The organism is Enterococcus raffinosus, assembly GCF_019175485.1.
GTDB classification, from domain to species: domain Bacteria; phylum Bacillota; class Bacilli; order Lactobacillales; family Enterococcaceae; genus Enterococcus_A; species Enterococcus_A raffinosus.
In genome coordinates this window covers 806,924-828,205 of sequence record NZ_CP072889.1, presented here as the reverse complement: position 1 = coordinate 828,205, position 21,282 = coordinate 806,924, and the positions used below count along the sequence as shown (strand labels likewise).

Annotated in this window: 20 protein-coding genes and 1 tRNA gene; 2 read left to right on the top strand and 19 right to left on the bottom strand. The window is 41.8% G+C overall.

Features of this window, described 5'->3' with window-relative positions:
• Positions 1-11: 11 nt before the first annotated feature.
• The 6 genes from J9537_RS18605 to J9537_RS18580 form a co-directional block, all read right to left on the bottom strand.
• Positions 12-1,601 (bottom strand): xylulokinase, encoded by a 1,590-nt coding sequence (locus tag J9537_RS18605; RefSeq protein ID WP_060789378.1) that lies wholly within the window; start codon positions 1,599-1,601, stop codon positions 12-14.
• A gap of 164 nt (positions 1,602-1,765) precedes the next feature.
• Entirely contained in the window at positions 1,766-2,851 is a 1,086-nt protein-coding gene (locus J9537_RS18600) for a GntR family transcriptional regulator (protein WP_060789379.1), read from the bottom strand.
• Positions 2,852-3,035: 184 nt separating this feature from the next.
• Complete coding sequence (locus tag J9537_RS18595) at positions 3,036-3,320, bottom strand: DUF1905 domain-containing protein (RefSeq protein WP_060789380.1); 285 nt, start codon at positions 3,318-3,320, stop codon at positions 3,036-3,038.
• Between the two features lie 98 nt (positions 3,321-3,418).
• Positions 3,419-3,515: transfer RNA gene (locus J9537_RS18590), tRNA-Sec, on the bottom strand.
• 146 nt (positions 3,516-3,661) lie between these two features.
• Complete coding sequence (locus J9537_RS18585) at positions 3,662-4,024, bottom strand: DUF1622 domain-containing protein (RefSeq protein ID WP_010743984.1); 363 nt, start codon at positions 4,022-4,024, stop codon at positions 3,662-3,664.
• A 486-nt stretch (positions 4,025-4,510) separates the two neighbouring features.
• Positions 4,511-6,577, bottom strand: a complete 2,067-nt coding sequence (locus tag J9537_RS18580) for an LTA synthase family protein (RefSeq protein ID WP_060789381.1) — start codon at positions 6,575-6,577, stop codon at positions 4,511-4,513.
• Between the two features lie 429 nt (positions 6,578-7,006).
• Here J9537_RS18580 and J9537_RS18575 point away from each other — a divergent pair, with 429 nt between their 5' ends.
• Both J9537_RS18575 and J9537_RS18570 read left to right on the top strand, forming a co-directional pair.
• On the top strand, positions 7,007-7,525 hold the full coding sequence (locus J9537_RS18575; protein ID WP_218257431.1) for a DUF2975 domain-containing protein: 519 nt from the start codon (positions 7,007-7,009) through the stop codon (positions 7,523-7,525).
• 27 nt (positions 7,526-7,552) lie between these two features.
• On the top strand, positions 7,553-7,756 hold the full coding sequence (locus J9537_RS18570; protein WP_010743987.1) for a helix-turn-helix domain-containing protein: 204 nt from the start codon (positions 7,553-7,555) through the stop codon (positions 7,754-7,756).
• Between the two features lie 32 nt (positions 7,757-7,788).
• On the opposite strand, the gene J9537_RS18565 is transcribed toward J9537_RS18570, so the two are convergent.
• The 13 genes from J9537_RS18565 to J9537_RS18505 form a co-directional block, all read right to left on the bottom strand.
• Positions 7,789-9,591 (bottom strand): ABC transporter permease, encoded by a 1,803-nt coding sequence (locus J9537_RS18565; RefSeq protein ID WP_218257430.1) that lies wholly within the window; start codon positions 9,589-9,591, stop codon positions 7,789-7,791.
• 11 nt (positions 9,592-9,602) lie between these two features.
• A complete protein-coding gene (locus J9537_RS18560; protein WP_060789383.1) occupies positions 9,603-10,355 on the bottom strand; it encodes an ABC transporter ATP-binding protein in 753 nt (250 codons plus the stop codon).
• Between the two features lie 48 nt (positions 10,356-10,403).
• On the bottom strand, positions 10,404-10,763 hold the full coding sequence (locus tag J9537_RS18555; RefSeq protein ID WP_028021041.1) for a YxeA family protein: 360 nt from the start codon (positions 10,761-10,763) through the stop codon (positions 10,404-10,406).
• Positions 10,764-10,966: 203 nt separating this feature from the next.
• Positions 10,967-11,512 carry a CD3073 family putative ECF transporter S component gene (locus J9537_RS18550; protein WP_028021042.1) on the bottom strand — a complete coding sequence of 182 codons (546 nt, stop codon included), beginning with the start codon at positions 11,510-11,512 and terminating at the stop codon, positions 10,967-10,969.
• Positions 11,502-12,011 (bottom strand): CD3072 family TudS-related putative desulfidase, encoded by a 510-nt coding sequence (locus tag J9537_RS18545; RefSeq protein ID WP_169794377.1) that lies wholly within the window; start codon positions 12,009-12,011, stop codon positions 11,502-11,504. The genes J9537_RS18550 and J9537_RS18545 overlap by 11 nt, the downstream gene beginning before the upstream one ends.
• 12 nt (positions 12,012-12,023) lie before the next feature.
• Positions 12,024-13,400, bottom strand: a complete 1,377-nt coding sequence (gene selA / locus J9537_RS18540; RefSeq protein ID WP_028021044.1) for an L-seryl-tRNA(Sec) selenium transferase — start codon at positions 13,398-13,400, stop codon at positions 12,024-12,026.
• Between the two features lie 15 nt (positions 13,401-13,415).
• Entirely contained in the window at positions 13,416-14,540 is a 1,125-nt protein-coding gene (locus J9537_RS18535; protein ID WP_218257429.1) for an aminotransferase class V-fold PLP-dependent enzyme, read from the bottom strand.
• A 53-nt stretch (positions 14,541-14,593) separates the two neighbouring features.
• Positions 14,594-16,474 (bottom strand): selenocysteine-specific translation elongation factor, encoded by a 1,881-nt coding sequence (selB, locus tag J9537_RS18530; RefSeq protein WP_028021046.1) that lies wholly within the window; start codon positions 16,472-16,474, stop codon positions 14,594-14,596.
• Between the two features lie 4 nt (positions 16,475-16,478).
• Entirely contained in the window at positions 16,479-16,745 is a 267-nt protein-coding gene (locus tag J9537_RS18525) for a putative Se/S carrier protein (protein ID WP_028021047.1), read from the bottom strand.
• 30 nt (positions 16,746-16,775) lie between these two features.
• On the bottom strand, positions 16,776-17,366 hold the full coding sequence (yedF, locus tag J9537_RS18520) for a sulfurtransferase-like selenium metabolism protein YedF (protein WP_060789384.1): 591 nt from the start codon (positions 17,364-17,366) through the stop codon (positions 16,776-16,778).
• Positions 17,367-17,380: 14 nt separating this feature from the next.
• Positions 17,381-18,403 carry a selenide, water dikinase SelD gene (gene selD, locus J9537_RS18515; protein WP_060789391.1) on the bottom strand — a complete coding sequence of 341 codons (1,023 nt, stop codon included), beginning with the start codon at positions 18,401-18,403 and terminating at the stop codon, positions 17,381-17,383.
• Between the two features lie 219 nt (positions 18,404-18,622).
• Positions 18,623-20,197 (bottom strand): hydantoinase/oxoprolinase N-terminal domain-containing protein, encoded by a 1,575-nt coding sequence (locus tag J9537_RS18510; RefSeq protein WP_060789385.1) that lies wholly within the window; start codon positions 20,195-20,197, stop codon positions 18,623-18,625.
• Positions 20,185-21,282 carry an S-methyl thiohydantoin desulfurase family protein gene (locus tag J9537_RS18505; RefSeq protein ID WP_060789386.1) on the bottom strand — a complete coding sequence of 366 codons (1,098 nt, stop codon included), beginning with the start codon at positions 21,280-21,282 and terminating at the stop codon, positions 20,185-20,187. Before J9537_RS18505 ends, J9537_RS18510 begins: the two co-directional genes overlap by 13 nt.

Here is a 21,282-nt window from a genome sequence, read left to right as displayed (position 1 = left end):
GGACTCTCTCCTTATTTCAACGCTTGGATGGCTTCTGCTTCAATCTTCAGACCTTTTTCATACCGTTCAATAAATTCGCTATAGCCCTGCAAATCCTCTTCCTTCGGCTCAAGTGTTACTCCTTCACTGCCTGCGAACACCTTCTGCTCCAAGAATTCTGCTAGCGTGAGCACTTCCTCCGACTGATAAGCCGCTAGCAAAGCAATGCCCCAAGCACCGCCTTCGCCAGCTGTTTCCATCACGGTCACAGGCGCTTCCATCGCTGAGGCTAAAATTCGTTGACCGACTTCAGGGGTCTTGAAGATTCCGCCATGTCCGACTAATTTATCAATTCGAATTGTTTCCTTTTTCAAAATTTCCATCCCGATTCGCATCGCTCCAAAGGCACTGGATAGATGCAGACGCATGAAGTTCGCTAAATCAAACTTGCTCTCAGGTGTCCGGACGAATAATGGACGTCCCTCATTCATACCAGTGATATTCTCACCAGAGTGATACCCATAAGAAAGCAGCCCTCCACAGTCAGGATCCCCCTCCAAAGCCTTTTCAAACAGTGTGGTATACAGCTTTTCTGTGTTAATATCCAAACCTAATGCTTCAGAAAACTCTTTAAATAAATGGACCCAAGCATTAATTTCAGAGGAACAATTATTGGTGTGCACCATCGCCACGAGATCACCCATCGGCGTCGTCACCAAATCTATTTCTGGGTGAACTTCTTTTAACTTCTCCTCCAGGACGATCATGGCAAAGGCCGAGGTTCCAGCCGAGACATTTCCCGTTCTTTGACGCACACTGTTCGTCGCAACCATCCCAGTTCCCGCATCTCCTTCAGGGGGACAAAGCGGAATCCCTGGCTGCAATGTTCCTGTAGGATCAAGCAGATATGCGCCTTCTTGCGTCAACGTTCCAGCGGCTTCTCCTGCAAGCAGCACCTTCGGTAATACTTGACTTAATTCTTGAGTAAAGGCCGTTCCTTCAGTCAACTGGCTAAAAATTTCCACCATTTGTTGATCATAATTCTTTGTCTCCGTATCAATTGGAAACATACCGGAAGCATCGCCAACACCCAAGACTTTTTGTCCGGTCATCTGCCAATGAATGTAGCCTGCTAAAGTGGTCAAAAAGTGAATCTCGCTTACATGCTCTTCCTGATTTAGGATCGCTTGATAAAGGTGCGCGATACTCCAGCGTTGTGGAATGTTGTATTGAAAAGCCTCCGTCAGCTTTTCTTCCGCTTCGGCTGTGATAGCATTGCGCCAAGTTCTAAAAGGAACCAGCAATTCATCGTTTTTATCAAAGGCCATATAACCATGCATCATGGCACTAAAGCCGATCGAGCCGATCGTCGACAAAGTTTCACCATACTCCTCGAAGACTTCCGTTGCCATTTTGCGATAGCTTACTCGTAAGCCCTTCCAAATATCCTCTAATGAATACGTCCAAATTCCATTTTCTAAGGCATTTTCCCATTCAAAGCTTCCTGCAGCAATCGGTACCAAATCTGATCCAATCAAGACTGACTTGATTCGTGTAGAACCAAACTCGATTCCTAAAGCTGTCCGGCCATCCATGATATCCAGTTTGATTTTTGCGATCATTTCCTTCGTTTTGATAGGAATCTCCTCCCTTGTTCTCTATTTGTTACCGTTATCATACAATTTGTGTACGTACATGTCAACCGATTATTTATTTTTGTTCGTACAAATATTCTGCTGAACACGCAAAAAAAGCAGCTCCTACTACGAGCTGCTTTTTTGATGATTTATAATAATGGTGTGACTGAATCTCTTTCAATTAACGTTGGTTCATAGAGGATATTCTCTGGATCGCGGCCTTCTTCGATCGCTTCGATGATCCAATTAGCCGAATCCTGCCCCATCTGTTCCTTCGGATGATTCAAGGTCGTAAGCTTCACATTCCCTATTTTACTCAAGGCAGAATTATCATTTCCAATTACCGAAAGCTCTTGAGGAATCTGTAAGCCATTCGCACTTAGACGATCGATTAAGCTGCTAGCCACCTGATCGTTGTAGCAAACGAGCCCTGTAATCTGAGGCTCTTCTTTCAATCGCGCCTGGACCTGATCGAAAATGGTTTTTCTTGTTTCTGTTTCATAGGTAATGATGTCCTCTGGAGAAAATTGGATACCAGATTTCTCACAGGCCTTAATGAATCCCTTCATCCGATATTTCCCTTGGAGGTCATCTATTTTTGTGACTAACAGCAGCTTTTTATGATTGTTTTTGATCAAATAGTCTGTCGCTAAAAAGCCGCTCTCAACATCATCTACACAAATAAAAGGCGCACTGATTTCTTCGTAAACAGCATTGATCATAACCATCGGAATCCCCTGCTCTCTTAAGCGAACATACAGTGCTAGATTCGGATTGTACTGATTACTTTTGGTCGGTTCAACGATCAACCCCTCAACCCCTTGAGTGATCATTTTTTCGATACATTGCTTTTCTTGTTGAAAATCATTATTCGTGCTAGCTAATAAAAGCGAATAGCCTTTTTCCCTTAACGTCTTTTCAATGCCGCGAATAATCGAAGGGAAAATGTAATCAGATAAGTAGGTGGTAACAACACCAATGGTTTTATGATTATTGCTTGGCGCTTTACTTTCTTGTTTATACTTTATATCTACGTAAGTTCCCGAACCCTTTTCTTTTCTAAGAAAGCCTTCATTCACAAGCAAGGCAATCGCTTGGCGGATCGTGTGTCGGCTTACCTGATAATCTTTTTGTAGCTGTAATTCTGGCGGAATCGCCATATTTTCTTTGTATTCACCGGAAAGAATCCTTGATTTCAATTCATCGGCGATCGTCTGATATTTTGATTGGTTCATAGCCTGCCCTTTCCTTCACTAAGTATTTGTATACAGAGTAACAGAAAATTCAAAATATCGCCATATATGTCCGAACAAATTTTCATCATTCTGTTCATTTCCGTACATATCTATGAGTATTTGTTTCCTTGTTCTTACGAAAACTTACTCTAACTATCAAAATAGCCTTTTGAACAATTAGCTTTTATTCCATGGAAAAAACACGGACAGAGACAGTATCACCGATATCTTTTTCGATCTTCTTTCGAATATCCTTCCGAATTCCCAAAATATAGCAAATACTGCCATCTTCGTTCTTAACACCCATGTTTACGATACTCCCTTGATAGTCCACACCGTCAAAGGTGGCGCGGACTTTGACACGCCCTTTACCAAATTCTTCTCGAATGTCGTAAGGAAAAATAATATAAGCGCCACCTTTACCGACTTCAGAAGCATATATCTGGGATTCAAATTTGTATTCCTTCATTACTTTAATCTCTCCAATCCTTTAAAAAATAAAAAAACCGATGCTCCTCTACTTAGAAAGAATTCTAAATCTAGCAACATCGGTGATTAAGGTCATATTGGCGGGAATGTGTGGGAATCGAACCCACCCAAGAAGCTCCTAACTCCTCATACTGGTTTTGAAGACCAGAGGGAACACCAGAACCCATCCACTCCCGAAACAAAATAATCATACCACTCCTTCAAGCGGGAATCAATAACAAATCGCAAAGAAAAAAAGAAAGAAATAGTCGGCTGTACGTTTACTTCTTTCTTTTAAAAAATTACTAACTTATTGGGTTGTATTTCCACGTCATTTTCTTTCTATCTCTTCGCTTCTTCATCAGAAAATTCACTGATTTCCTTATTTAAAAAATAAGAAATCATCGTTCGGATGACGACAATCAATCCCAATTTGATAATGTCTTGAAAGGTTGGATTAATGATCGTTTCAATAATATCCGCCACGATTAGAAACTCTAAGCTTAACAAAATATAGCTGCCTAAATAAGCCTTGATGTATTTATTTTTTTGTAAAACAGAAGAAAACTCATTGTTGCTTCCGTGATGAAGCAGCTTCACAAACGCAAGCACTGCTCCCACGATAATAATAGCAATTGATAGGACATCCAGTAATAGAACGATCGGATGAAAAAATGTTTGTATAATATGCTCAATAGCTGCCATACTCACCCCGCCCTTTTTCCACTATAGTTCTATCTTAAGCCGAAACAGTCTCTGAATCAAATGGATCGATTGTTTTACGTTTTCTTAGAACCTTTTAAGCAAGCGATAAGCTTCACTATCTAGAGTAGGTTTTATCTTAATTTTGAAGGGATGATTATTATGCTGAAAACTTTAAAGGAACGTACCCCCGCTTTTTTAAAAGATGCCTTTTATGACCTACTGATTTTATCGCTTTCCCATTTGTTTTATCAAATAATCAGCCAATTGCTGAATCGCTAGATTGGCGGGAATGTGTGGGAATCCAGCCCTTTTTAAAGGTTCTATCAACGAGAAATAGACGTAGAAGAAAACGCGCGTTTCTATTTTCGCTTTACAGGTGCTTCAACGAAACCTGTCATAAATTTCTATACTCTAAGACTTTTTATATTTTCCGAAATGTTGAATCAAAAAAGAAGCATCCATTTTATTGGATACTTCTTCTTGAACTTACTGTATTGGCGGATAAAGGTTTGCGGTCGTTTTATTGCCATTCTTCGAGTAAAGACTGGTTGATTGACTACCCTTTTCTTTTTCGATCTCCGTGTTTTTCTTATCTAAATCATGATAATCGTATTTTTTCGGATCGACGGGCGTGAAACCTTCTGGTGTGTAGAAACGCAAGAGATTTTCTTGGTTCAACTTATCGGATAAGCTTAAGGCTTGTTTGACCTGCTTCTGCTGCTTATCGATCTCCGGTTCAATATTCAAGGCTTTTGGATCAACCTTCTCACCGGTTTTATTGTCATAGGTCTCTCCGCCTAATTCCGTGTAATTTGGTGAGACAAAGTCCCCATTTCGAAAAGCAACGGTTTGATCATGCTGAGGTGAAAATAAATCCGTCCCAAATTGAATATATTTTTTCGTATCAATGCCCATTAAATGCAGCAGCGTTGGTAAGACGTCAATTTCGCCGCCATATTGATGCTGGATACCGCCCTTTGTATAGCCGGGAATATGGAACATCAATGGTACTCGCTGCATCTGCGCATCATCAAATTTATCCCAAGTCGTTGGGTCTTTTCCTAGTGCTTTAGCCAGATCCTTATTATTGCTGTCGGAAATTCCAAAGTGATCCCCGTAAATCATAAAGATCGAGTTTTGATAGATCCCTGAAGCTTTCAGATAGTCAAAGAATTGACGCAAGGATTCGTCTAAATAATGAGCCGTGCGCACATAGTCATCCACTGTACTGTTGCCTGTTTTTAACGCTGGGAAGTTGAAATTCTTATCATCCGTTAAATACGGTGTATGATTTGTTACGGTTAAAAATTTCGTATAGAAGGGCTGTTGCAGGTGCTCTAAGTGCCCCACCGTTTCCTTCAGCATGTCCTTATCTAAAATGCCATAGCCTAGATTTTCATCTGACTGATTAAAGTAGGAGCGATCAAAAAAGTTTTGATAGCCGAGATTTTTATAGACATGGTCGCGATTCCAGAAGCTGCCAACATTCCCATGGAAAACTGCACTGGTATAGCCGGCTTGCTGATTCAAGATTGCTGGCGCTGCTTGGAAGGTATTGTCTGAACCTAATTGCGTAAACAATGACCCCTGTGGCAACCCAAAGGTCCCTGTTTCCAGCATGTTTTCTGCATCGCTGGTCTTGCCTTGTCCAACTTCATGGAAGAAATTATCAAAGGCCAGCGTTTGCTTGTTGTCATTTTCCAAACTGTTCAAAAATGGTGTAACTTCTTGTCCATCCACCTTCATATTGATCAGGAATTGTTGGAAGCTTTCCAAGTGGATCACAATAATATTCTTTCCCTTGGCGATGCCGTATTTGCTTGGATCAGGAGCTGCGTAATGACTTTTCGTATATTTTAAAATATCTGTTAGTCCATTGCTTGATGCATGGGCACGTACACTGTTTGTCTGCTCCGTTTTGATCCCATCGTAAACAGTAAAGGCGTCTAATCCTAAATACTTTACGATATAAGACCGGTCAAAGGTCCGTTGCAGTAATTGTGGGCGATTCGCCTCACTTAATGATAAATTGATTGAGAAGGTCAAGGCTGCTAAACAGCTGACTGCTACTGCGAAAGTTTTTTTGACAGGTTTGCTGACGATTTCCTTTCGTTTCGCAAAAATATAAATCAATATTCCTAAGAAAGCGAGTATATCTACCCAATAAAAAATATCATGAGGTTTCATCAAAGCAAACGAACTGCCGGAGATCCCTTGTGATACCTTTGAAAATCCTAAAATCGATTTGATCGTCACAAAATCAGTAAATTCACGATAAAAAATCACGTTCAAATATAGGATCAAGGTATTTAGCAGATCCATCAAAAATAAGACGAGCAAGGCTGGTTTCATTTTTTTGACGTAAAGAAACACCCCAAAAAGCAGCAATGTCGTAGCAATTGGATTGATCCATAAAATGAAGTATTGAATGGACCCTTCCACACCTAATGAAAAATCTACATAATAGGCTAAGATCGTCTTTGCCCAAAAAAGCACGCTGACCATCAATAAGATAAGCCAACGATTGGTAAAAGCTTTTTTTACCCGGTTCATCCGGAACACTTCTTTCTTTATTAAATTGTCCGCTACTACTATAGAGCAGAATTAAAAAATATGCATTTTTATATGGGATTCAGTAGAGAATTTTATATTTTTTGAACGAAAAGTGATCTTTCCTTCAAATTTTAAGGAATGAACCGCTAGTTAATTGACTTTTCGTCGTCAAATGAAAATTTCCTAAGACACAAAAAATTCATAATCTTAATAATTATCCATAAAATAACAAAATAGTTCAGCCTTTATCACTCTTTTTTCTAGGGTAAGACAACATTCCTTGGGAAATCACTAGAACACTTCTCAATGATCTGAATCTCTTATTCGATATATTTTTATCGTTTTTCGATAAATTTTTATTGACTTTGTTTAAATCGATGGGTATAGTTAACTCAACAAATAAATCAAAGAAATAAGGAGTGTATGAAAATGAATTCAGAAAAAAGTGTATTTAAAGGGTTGAAATGGGTATTTAGTTTTTTTGTTGGTATTATGGGGATCGCGGCTGTAGGATTGCTGGTGATGGCCGTTCTCTTTAATCTTCCTACTGTCTCACAGGAATTATCTGTTGTCAGTGTAGACAGCCTGCCTTTTGGGCGCTATACCTTTGATATCTTGTCTTCACCGATTTTTCTCTTGCTGCTGATAGCAAACATTATCTTGTATGGTATCCTGTTCTTGTTTGTCCGCAGCTTCTTCAAGAACCTAGAAATGGACTATATTTTTGTAAGAGATAACGTCGATATGGCTAAAAAAATCGCCGTCATCATGTTGCTATTATCCATAACTTCAGGTCTTCCTGATTTATATGCCTCTTTCCAAGGCTTTACTACAGACAGTGCTCTCATGGATTTGACCTATATTGTCGGCGCAGCGATCGTCTGGGCACTCGCAAAAATTTTAGAGAAAGCGAATTTAATCGCAGAAGAAAATGAATTAACGATTTAAGCACGACTTACAAAAGGAGGCAAAATAATGATTCAAGTAAACTTAGATGTCATGCTGGCAAAAAGAAAAATGTCTTCCGGGGAGCTGGCAAAGAGAGTCGGTATGACCAATGCCAATATCTCTGTGCTCAAAACCGGCAAAGCAAAAGCCGTCCGTTTTTCTACCCTTAATGAGATTTGCAAGGTGCTGGAATGCCAGCCAGGAGATATCTTAGCCTATATTGAAGAATAGAAAAGCTTCCAGCTGCTCGCTGGAAGCTTTTTTTAGTCCTCGTGTTTCATCACGATTCCTGTGTAGATCCATACTGTTAATAGATAGTAGATAAAGTACAGGATAAAGAAAATCAAGAACGGCAGCCAAATGTTGCTGTAAGGATCACTCATCAATGTTTTAAATAGCTGCAGACCAAATAATACATGTGTAACGCCCAACAATCCCGGAACTAAAAATAGAATACCGATTTCTTTGCGAATCGATTGTTTTAAAAGTTTGCGACGCGTTCCAATTTTTTCCAGCATACTGTAGCGTTGAATATCGCTTTTTGCACCAGATAAAATTTTGAACATCAGACAGCTGGCCAACATTGTTAAAAAGGCAATACCTAGGAAAAAGCCCATAAATTCAAAGCCTGAGAATAACGCATTATACAATTCATACACCAGCGCTTTTTGATTCATACTGCCCATATCTTTATTAATGGTCGGGTTTTTAACAAAATTCTCTTCCGCTAACTGTTTTAAAGCGGCTTTATCCTTCGAAAAATCTGACACATGAATCAGACGGAGCTCTGTGGCTTTCATTGGTAACGCCGCAAATTCTTCACTGGACAAAAATTGATGCTTCTTCGTACTTTGATCGGGTAGCTCTAACGAACGCAGTTGATCCGAAGCAGTCAGATCCTTCGCCAGTGTTTCTCCATCATAGCTCTTCTTTTTCGTTTCCCGGCTAGTAGTAAATTCCTTCGCCATGAACGGCGTTTGATTGAATTGCCCACGATCATAATAGATGGTATCCTTATCCTCTTTTTGTTGATAAGCAACATCCGAGGTCGCGTCAATCTTCTGCAACTCTGATGTGTTGAACGCTTGACCATTATTCAAAACTAGATCATAAGCTGAAGTTGCATCTGTCATTTTCATAATCTCATTGTGGAATCCGAGTCCCACAGTGATCGCTCCTAATGCTAGCGCAAAAAGCATCGCTACCATGGATAATATCCGCGTATAATCTTGGATACGGAAGCTTAGCTGTGACAGGGTAAAATTGTTCAATTTCTTCAAGGCGATACTGTCGCTGCGCTTCAAAAGATCCAACACAAAAATCAGGATCGAATGAAAAACAAAGTATGTTCCTAAAACAATCGTAACCAACGCAATAATCAAAGCTAAGAAGGCTAAGGTCATTACCTGGGTCATCATGTAATAGCCAATCCCTAAAAAGGCAATACCCGCAATAACTTCAAGAATCAAAGTAATTACTTTACGATTTGCAGGGAGCGGTGTTTCACTTGCCCGCAGCAGATTCAGGATCGGTTTTCTCACGATCGTCATGGCATTGACAAAGGCCGCTATTAAGAAAATAACGGTGAAAAAGATCAATGTAAAGAGAGCTGCAGAGGAATTGATTGCCGTAAAATGAGTGATCTTAATCTCTAATTGCTTGACCAATAACTGCTGTACAACACCACTCAAGCCGATACCGAGAATCACTCCGACTAAAGTAGCGCCAACGCCCACGACAAAGGTTTCAATAAAGATCAATTGAGCAATCTTTCGTCCTTTTGCACCAAGCATCATAAACATCGCATAATCCTTTTGCCGCATCGACATCAAAAACGAGTTCGCATATAGAATATATACGAAGGTAATAATCGAGAGCAGTACCGTCCCTAGATGGAAAATCATAACCACTGAATTAATCATAGAATTGTTTTTCAAAAAGGCCTCATTCGTTGCTAAGCCTTCGAACATATAAAAGATTCCTGAAGCGACAACCAAGCCTGAAAACAGCACCACGTAATCTCTTAGGCGTCCCTTAATCCCAGTAAGTGATAATTTTAAAAGCATCGAAAGTCCCCCTACTGTTCCAAGTTACCGAGAATGCTTAAAATCTGACGATAGAAAGCTTCTCGTGTTTGATTTTCACGTTTAACCTCTTGATAGATCACTCCGTCTTTGATAAATAAAATCCGTTGACAGTAGCTAGCAGAGAAAGGATCGTGAGTGACTAATAAAATTGATACCTGATCTTTTTGATTCAATTCCTCCATCGTATCCAATAGATCGCGAGCACTATTGGAATCTAGTGCTCCCGTCGGTTCATCTCCTAATAGGATCGTTGGTTGCGTGATCAAAGCCCGAGCGGCAGCGACACGTTGCTTTTGCCCTCCGGAAATTTGAGCAGGATAACTATTCAAAATACTGTCGATTGACAATCGTTTGGCTACATCTGAGACTCTGCGATGTATCTCTTTAGCCTTCACTCCTTGTAAAGATAAAGGAACCGCGATATTTTCCGCTGCAGTTAAATTTTCAAGCAGGTTAAAATCTTGAAAAATGAATCCAATTTCGCGACTACGAAAATCAGCTAGCTTGTTGCCTGATAATTTTGTTACATCCGCTTGGTTGATTCGAATCTTCCCATCTGTAGGCTTATCCAAAGTAGCCAATAGATTCAATAACGTTGATTTACCTGAACCGGATGCTCCCATAATTCCGACAAATTCGCCTTTTTCAACTTCAAAAGAAATTCCCTTTAAGGCTTGCGTCTTTTTCTGATTGCCTTTTCCATAGGTTTTCTTTACTTCATTCACTGATACAATTTTTTCCATACTTTCACTCCTAATTGCTTCTTTTTCTCTGTACAGTCCGCGAAATGATCAAACACCTAATTTTTCCGCGGCCTTTTTCGGAACCTCTTTTTGTTGCACCTCTTCGTAAGAAGTTACGCCCTTCTTTTCGTTCCAGGTAACTTTAAGAAACGCTTCGCGACGTAAAGGACGAGATTTTGAGGCATTGAAATCCAGCATTTTTTTATTGCCAGCTTTGTCATAGCCCGGCAACGAATAGCTATAGTCTACATATGTATTTCCACTCGTATCCTTCTCTTCAATTCGTTGACCGTCTGTCGTGATTTGGACATAATAATCATCGCCGCCCTTCACGACTTTATCTGCTATTTGTAAGCCTACATAGGCGATGACAATTAAACTAACTAAACCAATCAAAATTTTTTTCATCACTGATTGCTCCTTTTTATTTCTAGGGCTACTATAAAATATTCCTAGACTATCAACCATTGAAACAACCTAAATTCGTCTAACATTTTTGTCATTTGGCAAAAATAGGCAAAAAAAATAAGCTAGTCTCAACTGTTCTGGTTGATCCTAGCTCACCTTAAAATTTCCAGACTAAGCACCTTAGTCGTAGAAGCTATTCATACTCATTTTACTGCAAAGCGTTTCATTTGCGGTAATTTAACAAACCACGCGACTAGCAGACACGAAACAATCTTATCGACGACATTCCCCATAACTGCACCCCAGTAAGTCGCACTGATCATTTCCTTCCCAGAAGCCCTGAGCGCCATGATCACGATATCTGTCCCCGATCCAGTAAATCCTCCGAATAGTGCTAGACGAATCGGGGCACCGATCATTGGACAAATAAAGGCCAATAAGATTCCTGCAATCAACGCTTGTTTATAGCCAAAGCCATTTTTCGCCAATAATGCTACTACAATGGCTACCGCTACATTTACCAACGCGAAAGGAATGGAAAGCGGCCCGCTAATTAATCCCATTAGTAAATTGGTTGTTACACCCGTGATGATTCCATACCCTATACCAAAATTGGCGGCAATAAAAATCGTGCCCATTGTATCTAAAAACAATAATGGAATCTTCAACATAGATACCGCTTCACCCAGTACTACATTTAATACGACTGCAATGGCACACATTGCAATCACTCTTGCTTTACTGTTCATTCTTTATCCCTCTTTCTAAAAAAACGTGTAACTGTTCTTCAAATTCTCCCTGATCGTCCTCGCTGTACCAAGTGGGTACCTCTAAATATTGGGTCGCGATTTGCCGCTGCTCGCATTCCGTAAAAAATTCTTCCATCAGAACACCCCGCTGTCCACTAATAGAGCAATTGGGACTTTCATTGATCCCGATAATTCCCAGATACTGGTAGCCCTCCGCTTGATAGGCTTGAATTTGCTGGATAATGGGCGTTAGCAGCTCTCGACATTTTTGACGGTAGTTTGGCAAATCACGGTACTCCTCATAGGTCATCGGTGGACGATCGCCTCCCAGCACGATAAACTCTGGACAGGGCAGCTGAAGCAAGGCAATCCCGCGACTCAGCAGATCAATCGCAAAAGGAAATGCTCCACGTGCCCGTTCCCAACCGTGAATCACGGCGTTTTGGTTCAAAACACAATGAGACACGACAACCAATTGTTTCTGTGGTTGAATCGTCATCCCTCCTTCCATTTATTTAAAAATTTCTTGCAGGCTTTCTTGAATCAGCGGAAATTCATCCAATGCAATCGTCCGCATATCTAAGAAATTGCAATCATTTTTTACCCTTGTAATAATTGGTGTTGCTGCAAATCGTAGTTTCTCCTGCAGAACATCCGCTGCAAATCGTTCACTGCTTAAAACAACCGCATAGGTCGGCAAGAGATGTTCTGGATACGAACCGCCGCCAATTTTACTGCTGTCTTTTTCGATTTTTACACTTAACTCTGTAATGAATTGCAGCATCGCAGCCAATTCCGCTGCTTTTCCTAAGCAATCTTCTTCACTCAGTCCGATCATTTGTAATGTCGGCACAGATTTGAGGGCTTCCTTTTCATCAAGGTACAAGGATAAAGTCGCTTCCAGCGCACTTAACGTCATTTTATCGATACGCAATGCCCGTAAAAGCTGGTTCTTCTTCATCTTCTCGATGTATTCTCGTTTTCCAACAATGATTCCTGCCTGTGGTCCTCCTAATAATTTGTCTCCGCTGAAGGTTACAATGTCGCAGCCTTGATCCAATACTTCCTTCACAGTCGGCTCATAAGGCAACCCAAAAGGACGCATATCAAGTAGCAGACCGCTGCCTAAATCATTGATCAGCGGTAAATTATTCTCGTGAGCCAGTTCTGCCAACTTCTCCAATTTCGGACATTCGGTAAAACCAACAATACGATAATTACTGGTATGCACCTTTAGAATCGCTCCAGTTTCTTCATTCAACGCCTTTTCATAATCTGCTAAATGTGTTTTATTCGTTGTTCCCACTTCTACGATTGTTCCACCGCTGGAGGTAATGACATCTGGAATTCGGAAGGCGCCGCCGATTTCTACTAGCTCGCCCCGTGAAACGAGCACTTCTTTTTCCTGTACCAGTGTACTTAAGACTAGCAATACGGCTGCCGCATTATTATTTACAACCAAGACGTCTTCTGCTCCCGTGAGCTTTTTCACGATCGATACTAAGTGACTATAGCGAGACCCTCGTTTGCCGCTTTCCAGGTCCAACTCCAAATTTGAATAATGAAAACTAGTCGCTAGCAGCTGCTCCTGTGCTTTTTCGCTTAAGGAGGAGCGACCTAAATTCGTATGAATGACTGTTCCAGTCCCATTTATCACACGACGTAATGAGAACTGCTTTTCTTCCAACTGCTTATGAATCATTGCGATAACTTCTTTTTGATCGATCACAGTTTTGCGTGTCCCATCGACCACTGATTCCCGAAGACGTGCGACTACTTGCTGTGTTGCTTCTTTGGCTTTTCCGTGGGGATAGATCGGATCAATCTGCTTCAATAGAACATCCACGGAGGGCAAGCTTGCTAAAATATTTTGAATCTCTTTTGACATAAGCCACCTGCTTTCTTAGCGTAACGCCAGATTTTTTATTGCCGCCAAGGTCTTATCTACTTCAGCCTTGGTTGTAAAACTTGAGAAGGACAAACGGACTGTTCCGCGATCCGCGGTTCCTAACGCTTCGTGCATCAAAGGCGCGCAATGATAGCCTGGACGTGTAGCAATCTGATACTCTTCCCACAATAAATCACTAACGATTGCCGACTCTGCATCCTTGATGTTCAATGAAAAGACATCCACTCGAGGACCTGTGAAATCTCCATAAATCGTTAACCCCTCAATTGTTTGCAGCTCCTGATAAAAATAAGCACCGAGTTTTTCCGAAGGTTCGCGGTCTTTCAACCACTGGATACTCGCTGTTAAGCCCGCAATTCCGGGAATATTCATTGTTCCTGCTTCCAATAGCGTCGGCAGCTCCTTAGGCTGTACCTTCGAAAAGGACTGCATGCCGTCCCCGCCGGTCAATACCGGTTCCAACGGTAAGTCTTTTCGCAAACACACGCCGCCGGTCCCCTGTGGTCCATACAGCGACTTGTGACCAGTAAAACACAACGCCGAGATTTTCCCGTCGCTGAGATCAATTGGTACGACACCAGCAGTTTGAGAGGCATCAATAATTTGATAAAGTCCCCGCTCTGTACAGAAATCCTTTACCCATTCAAGGTCCAATAAATTCCCTGTAACGTTGCTCGCGTGATTACAAACTACTGCCTTTGTTTCTGAACGAACTTTTTCTGCGAACTCCTGATAGTTCAGTCGACCTGTCACCGCTTCACTGGAAATAACGTCGACGCTGGCCCCCTGTGCTTCTAATTGATACAACGGACGCAACACAGAGTTGTGCTCCCAAGAGGTCGTCACCACATGATCTCCCGGCTGAATCAATCCCTTTAAAACTTCATTTAAAGAAACGGTCGCGTTGTTAGTAAACGCCACCTCATAATGTTGGTCTGCGTTAAATAGAGCCTTCACCTGATTGCGCGCCTTCTCCGCTACTCGAAACCCTGCCAGCGAATAGCCGTGGGCTCCGCGAGAGGGATTCCCGTACTCGCCGGTTAGAATTTCCGCCATCGTCTCTGCCACCACCTTAGGCTTTTGAGCCGTCGTGGCGGCATTATCCAAATAGATGCCCATTATTATCCCTTCTTCCTTTAATGGATTTTTTCCTACAGAAGTCTACTAGTCAATTACTTGCCTAGTATTCGATAATTTTCCACACGCTTCGTGATCTCTTGCTTGTCCATATACTCGAGGATCAGCATTGACGACTTGCGGCTCGAGTTGGTTAAATCACGGAAATCACCTAGTGTCATTTGCTGGTGCTCGTCAATATACTGCTGAATCAATGCCACCGCTTGATCAAAAACTTCCCCTAAAATGACATACTCGTGGGTCAAAAAGACGACGGTTTCGCCATTCAACGCTTCTAAAACTTCCTCTGCGTTTTTGTCTAAATCAAACAATTCTTCCTTCTTGACTGGTGTATAGCCATTTTTTGCTAAAGTCTTTTCGATCTTTTCTTTCGCAGCCTGCTGGTACTTGTTAAAGGTCACTTCAAAATCAATCAGCGCCAATTTATCATTCGCTTCTTTGACTAGCTCTCCTTTCATTAAGCCGATCAAAGCAGATATTTCTTTTTCAGCTAAGACGCCTCGCATCCGCGAACGAAATTCCTCTAATGGCATCCCGAAACGCAAACGATACTGCTTATGATAGGCGGATAGAATTTCTGTTGCCTGATCTGCTAATTTTTGGTAGCTGGCTTGCGCCAAATAGCCGACTTTGGTTTCAATTACTCGTTTCTCTGTCACCATTTCACTTAAGATCGGCTGCAGCTCCTCAAGTCCTACCCCTAAGTACTCCTGTAATTCCTTTTCCTTCGTAAACGGCTGCTTCTTATTCACCATAAAATCAGCAATTAACTCATCCAGACTGCCCTCTTCTTTTGCCTTCAGGCTCTCTAAGATTTCCACCTTGAACCGGCGATGCTTATGTGGGGCAGCATCTAAAACTTCGCCGCCAGCGATGGTAAACATTGGGGAATAAGAGCGTAAAATAAAACGATCCCGTTCTTTGACTGCGACCTGCTCTTCTAAACGCAACTGTAAAAAGCCATCCTCTCCCGGGCCGATCCAATCCACTCCCAGCGGAACAGTCCGTGCCATGACTTCACGAGTGCCGATCAATAAACGAACTCGATCCCATAAACCAATACCACCTTCTACTTCAGGCAGGCAGGTAACTTTTACATCTAGCATCCAAGTATCTTCTAATTTTTCCGACACCGACAAAACATCGCCCCGTTGAATCTCATCTGTCGCGATATTTGCTAAGTTCAACGCCGTTCGTTGGCCGGAACTCGCACTTTTCACATCTGTTTCATGTACTTGAATATTACGTACTCGTGTTTTTTTCTGACTCGGATACAGATATAAGTCGTCTCCCGCATTAATCGAGCCATCTAAGAGCGTTCCCGTAACAACCGTCCCAAAACCCTTTACACTAAAGACACGGTCAACATTCAAGCGGGCAGAGCCGCTGCCTGAACGTTCAGGAACTTCCTCTGAATGCTCCTGGATTTTTGCCAGCAGCTCTTTGATTCCAGTACCGGTTACAGCGTCGGTTTCAATCAAATCAGCTTCAGCCAGAGGCGTGTCCGCCAATTGCTCACGAATATCTTCAATGACTAGCTCTTTTAGATCAGGATCAACGGTATCTACCTTCGTTAAGACGATCAAAAAGTCCCGGATGCCCAATAACGTTAATATGTCGATATGTTCTTTGGTTTGCGGCATGATGCCTTCAGCAGCGTCAATCACCAGCAACACCAAATTAATCCCAGGCAAACCAGCCACCATGTTTTTAATAAATTTTTCATGTCCCGGTACATCCACGATACCAACCCGTTTTTTATTCGGCAGGTCTAGATAGGCGAAGCCTAAATTAATCGACATCCCCCGCTTTTTTTCTTCACTCGTCGTGTCTGTCTCGATTCCGGTCAAGGCTTTGATCAAGGTCGTTTTCCCATGATCGATGTGCCCGGCCGTTCCAATTACAATATTTGCCATTTCGTTATCCTTTCTGAGTCAACGTATAGTCGGTTTTCAACCCCTCTTGGACGGCATGATAAAAGCCTTCTGAAGCAATCATCGCCTCAGTGAGCAAAGACCTTAACATGTCTTCTTCAGCCAAAGGATATTTCAAAGAAAAGCCGCAACTAGCATGAATCTTTTCCGGTGTGGGAATGATTCGAACGGCAAGTTGGGCTTCCTTCGCAATTTCCTCAGCTTTCATGGCCTCCCGGGTTGAATAAAATAGCGCAACACCGTATGTCTGCATAAAAACTGCTCCTTTTTCATCCTCTTGTTCTTATGGTTTAACGATCTTCGGAGCCTGACGCATCATTTCTACGATACGATACATATTCGTAACTTCACCGACAGCTGCTGTCAATTCATAGAAATTCAAGCACGCGCCGCAAGCGTAGATTTCTACCCCTCGATCAGCCAAACCTTGAATATCCTCCAATGAGTCTGAACCTTCTACGACGGATTGCACACCGCCATTGTAGAAAATAACCTTTTCTGGCAGTATATCCTGTTCAGTCAGAGAGTAAATGAATCCCTTCAACAGGTTCTTTCCTAGTTCATCTGAACCGCGTCCCATCACATTCGTATCAACCACAACAATATAATCCTCTACCGTTGCGATTGGTTCCGCTGCTTCAGGTACTTCCTCGGTCAAATCCACATTTTCTTTAGAAATAACCACCGTGTAATGATTCGGCGCATCTTGATCCATCTGATAAATATAGCCTAATTGTTCCGCCATTTTTTTCAAATTCTGTGTGGCAATCTCGTTATCAACTAGTGTTTGTACAACTTCATGCTCCCGTAAGGCCTTCTTCGTTTCAATAACTGGTAACGGACAAGCTTTGTCTAAAGCATCGATTTTAAACATATTTATCCACCTCTCTAATAAACAATCAATTCTTTGTCTTGTTGCTCAATAACAGACCCAAAATCCTGCGCAGGAATCCCCGCCGCTTGTAACTCTTTTAGCAGAGCGTCTACTTCTTCAGCCGGCACACTAACTAACAGCCCGCCAGAGGTTTGCGGATCGAATAATAATTCCTCAATCCCAAAATCATCAATCTGAAAATCAATTTTATCCTCCATGTAGTTCCGGTTGCGTTGACCACCAGCAGTTAGGATAAATTCTTTGGCTCCTTGATAAGCCTCCTCAAAATAAGGCAGGTCTTTCGATTGGATTTCCGCACTAAAGCGATCATTCAACATCTCATGCAAGTGTCCCGCTAAACCAAAACCCGTCACATCCGTACAGCTGTGAATGGAATACTTGCGGATGATATCCATCGCGTATTTGTTCAGTGTCTCCATGCTCGTGGTGGCTTTCACAAATGCTTCTTCGCTAATTTCTTCAGCACTATAGCCTACCGTTATAATACTGACACCCAACGGCTTCGTCAAAATCAAATGGTCTCCCAATTGACACGTATTGTTTTGATAAATTTTATTTGGATCGATCGTACCGGTAACAGACAAGCCATATTTTACTGACTGGTCATGAATCGAGTGCCCGCCAGCTAAAATCGCGCCAGCCTCTTGGACCTTCTCTGCACCGCCTCGTAAGATTTCTTTTAAAATGGTCAACTCTTTTTCTTCTGGAAACGCGACGATATTCAGCGCTGACAATACTTCGCCTCCCATCGCATAGACATCGCTCAATGCATTTGCGGCCGCGATCTTACCGAAAAGATACGGATCAGTAACCATCGTCGGGAAAAAATCTAATGTCTGAATAATCGCTAAATCATCACGCAGTTTAATAACAGCAGCATCATCTGTGGAATCAAATCCTACCAATAAATTTTCATTGGTTGCTTTAGGTAGATCTGCTAACAGCTCCCCTAAATTTCCTGGACCGATCTTTGCGTTGCAGCCACCACAGACGATTAATTGTTGGACTGTCTCCATGTTTTCCACCATCCTTCACGCTCTCTATTATAACAGTTTACTTTTTGTTTCTCTACGTCTATTTACGCCCAATTTATAACGATTGTCACATATCATAAAAACGTTTTAAATAATGCCGCTTACTTTATTAGAGAAGCATAAAAAGTGCGTCCCCTAGATATTAGGAAACGCACATTTTTCACTTATTATCTGAAAAAACTGCTAGATTAGCTAAGTGGTTTAGCTCCTAACTTTTTCCATTGCTGTTGCTTTAGAAAAGCTTAATTTCCCCGCCACCTTTACCTTGATGTTCACGGCTTGCTTAGGCAAATAAGCTAGTGGAATAACCTCTACAAAAACGGTCTTCAGAGTATCCTGAGAAGCACCTGATGTTACCGCCGCTTGTCTTGCAGCTTCAATCGCGATGTCTACAACTTCCTCTTGAGTATGATGCTCCAAAGAATAAACAGAATTTACTTCACCCGCTACCTCACCTAAAGCGGCCCCAATAGCGTTCGCGGCATCATAATTGTCTGGAATAATGACTTCAGATACACCCGCCATTGTTTCTGGCAAGATGATACTTCCGCCGCCAACTAAAATGGCCGGGATCTCTTGACTATCCGTTTTCATCTGATCAATCGCATCTTCAATCAGTTCTTTTATTTTTTCCTTAGCTTGAAAAACCAGCGCTTCATCTAAATTCTGTGAAATAGCTCCATCAACAGGGTGATCTGTTTTGTTCGCAATGGCGATATCTGTTGTGCACAGAACCTTTCCGCCAAAGGATAGACTCTCCTCCAAGATCCGGTAACCCAAGCTATCTGGTCCGACTCTAAAAGGCTCCTCCTGATGAATAAGCGTCCCGCCGCCTAAACCAATAGAAAGTACATCGGGCATTCGGAAGTTTGTTCTGATTCCTCCAATTGTCGTCGCTAATGACGATTCTCGAGGAAAACTATTTTTTAGCACCCCAATATCTGTGGTTGTTCCACCGACATCAACAACTAGAGCATCCGTCAAAGAGCTTAAATGTGCGGCCCCACGAATGGAATTCGTTGGTCCACATCCAATGGTCAATACTGGATAATTCAAGGCTTTTTCTAAATCCATCAAAGTACCATCATTTTGACAAATATATACAGCTGCTTCTAGATCGTTATTCTTCAACGCCTCTTTTAATCCAGAGATCATTTGAGCAATTGTTTCTGTAAGAGCTGCATTCAAAATACTCGCATTTTCTCTTTCCAGCAATCCTACTGAGCCGATTTCACTAGACAAAGTAACTGGCACGCCGATTTCTTCTTGAACGATCGCAGCCACTTGATTTTCTTGCGCATTACTTACAGGGGAAAAGACGCCAATAACTGCAACTGCTTCGACTTTTCCTTTCATCTGTTGACAAATTTCTCGAATTTCATTTTCATCCACTTCTGCGATCTGATCGCCATTGTATTCATAACCGCCAGAAGCAATAAAAGACTGCGTACTCATCTGGCTAGAAAGATCTTCCGGCCATCCAACCATTGGCGCAACCGCCGTTGTTGCTGGCTTGGCTAGACGAATAATGCCGATCTTACTCAATTCTTTTCTTTGGACAATGGCATTTGTACAATGAGTCGTCCCTAACATCACTACACTGATTTTTTCTGTCGGAATGTTCGTTTCTTTTAGAATCTTTCTTATCGCTACATTGATCCCCTGACTGACATCCTCCATCGTAGGGCTTTTAATTTTTCCTATACAATTTAATGATTCATCTAAAATCGCACAATCTGTATTGGTCCCGCCAACATCAATTCCTAATCGATACATATGCTTTCTTCTCCCATCAATTCTTCCACCGGTGTGTACTCTATTTCGTAGCCAAAATATTTAGGACCCGCTACTTCAATGCCTTTTTCTGTTCGCCACTTAGGATCACAGGCTAGAGCAATCACATGAACTCGGGAACCATACCGTAAAGTCTCTGTTGTAATCGGTTTTCCTGTCTCATAATCCAACGCACAAATCAAATCTGGTGTAGATGCGAGAACTTTCCCATTTTTACTAGCCAACAATAGTTCATTTTGAAAAAGTAACTCTAGCTTCTCTCCTTTGTTACAGCCAATTCCTGCTAACGTGGCTTTTCCTTTTGTAAAGCCACCTTCGACATTACGTTCGATATGATCTATTTTCCCTTCAAACAAAGAGAAGCCCTTTAAAAGAGATAATAATCTTTTGACTGGAGAATCGATTTCATTCAGTCTTGATAATTCTTCTCCAATTTTTTTAGCTAGTGATAACGTACCGCCGATACCGCATTCTTTAACAATTTTTCCGGGAAAAATATTATCAGCCATGTTCGCACTCCCACCCATGACATCCGTAACAGCACGAGCAATCTTCTCTGACCATGCTCCATCTTTCGGATAATAAATAATCCGATTTCCCTGACTATCTGCCATTGACACAATCTCTGGTTGGTAGCCCTTCAAAAAGAAGGTCACCATTTGGGACTCAGGAAAAGCTCGCCCCATCGCATCAGCATCAACAATTGGCAGACCCATCTTAGCTGCACAGGCAATTGGCAGTAACGAGTTTCCTCCTCCAATTTCAATGGGCATAATCGCTTGCGTTCTTTCCGGAAAAAATTCTTTTAACGCTTCGGCAGGCGCATATATTTCTTCTTCTGAAGCTATTTTTTCATTCGAAACAGACGGTGCTCCGATAGAGCCGACAGGCATAACTAACTCCTCATCATCTAACTCGTCCAGCTGCAATACTTTCACTGGACCATATTTTTGAATTGCTTGCATCGCCATTAACTTACCAACAAAAGGATCGCCACCTCCGCCAGTTCCTAATAAAGTTGCTCCAACTGAAATATTCTCTAAATCCTTTTCCGTGATCCATTCCAT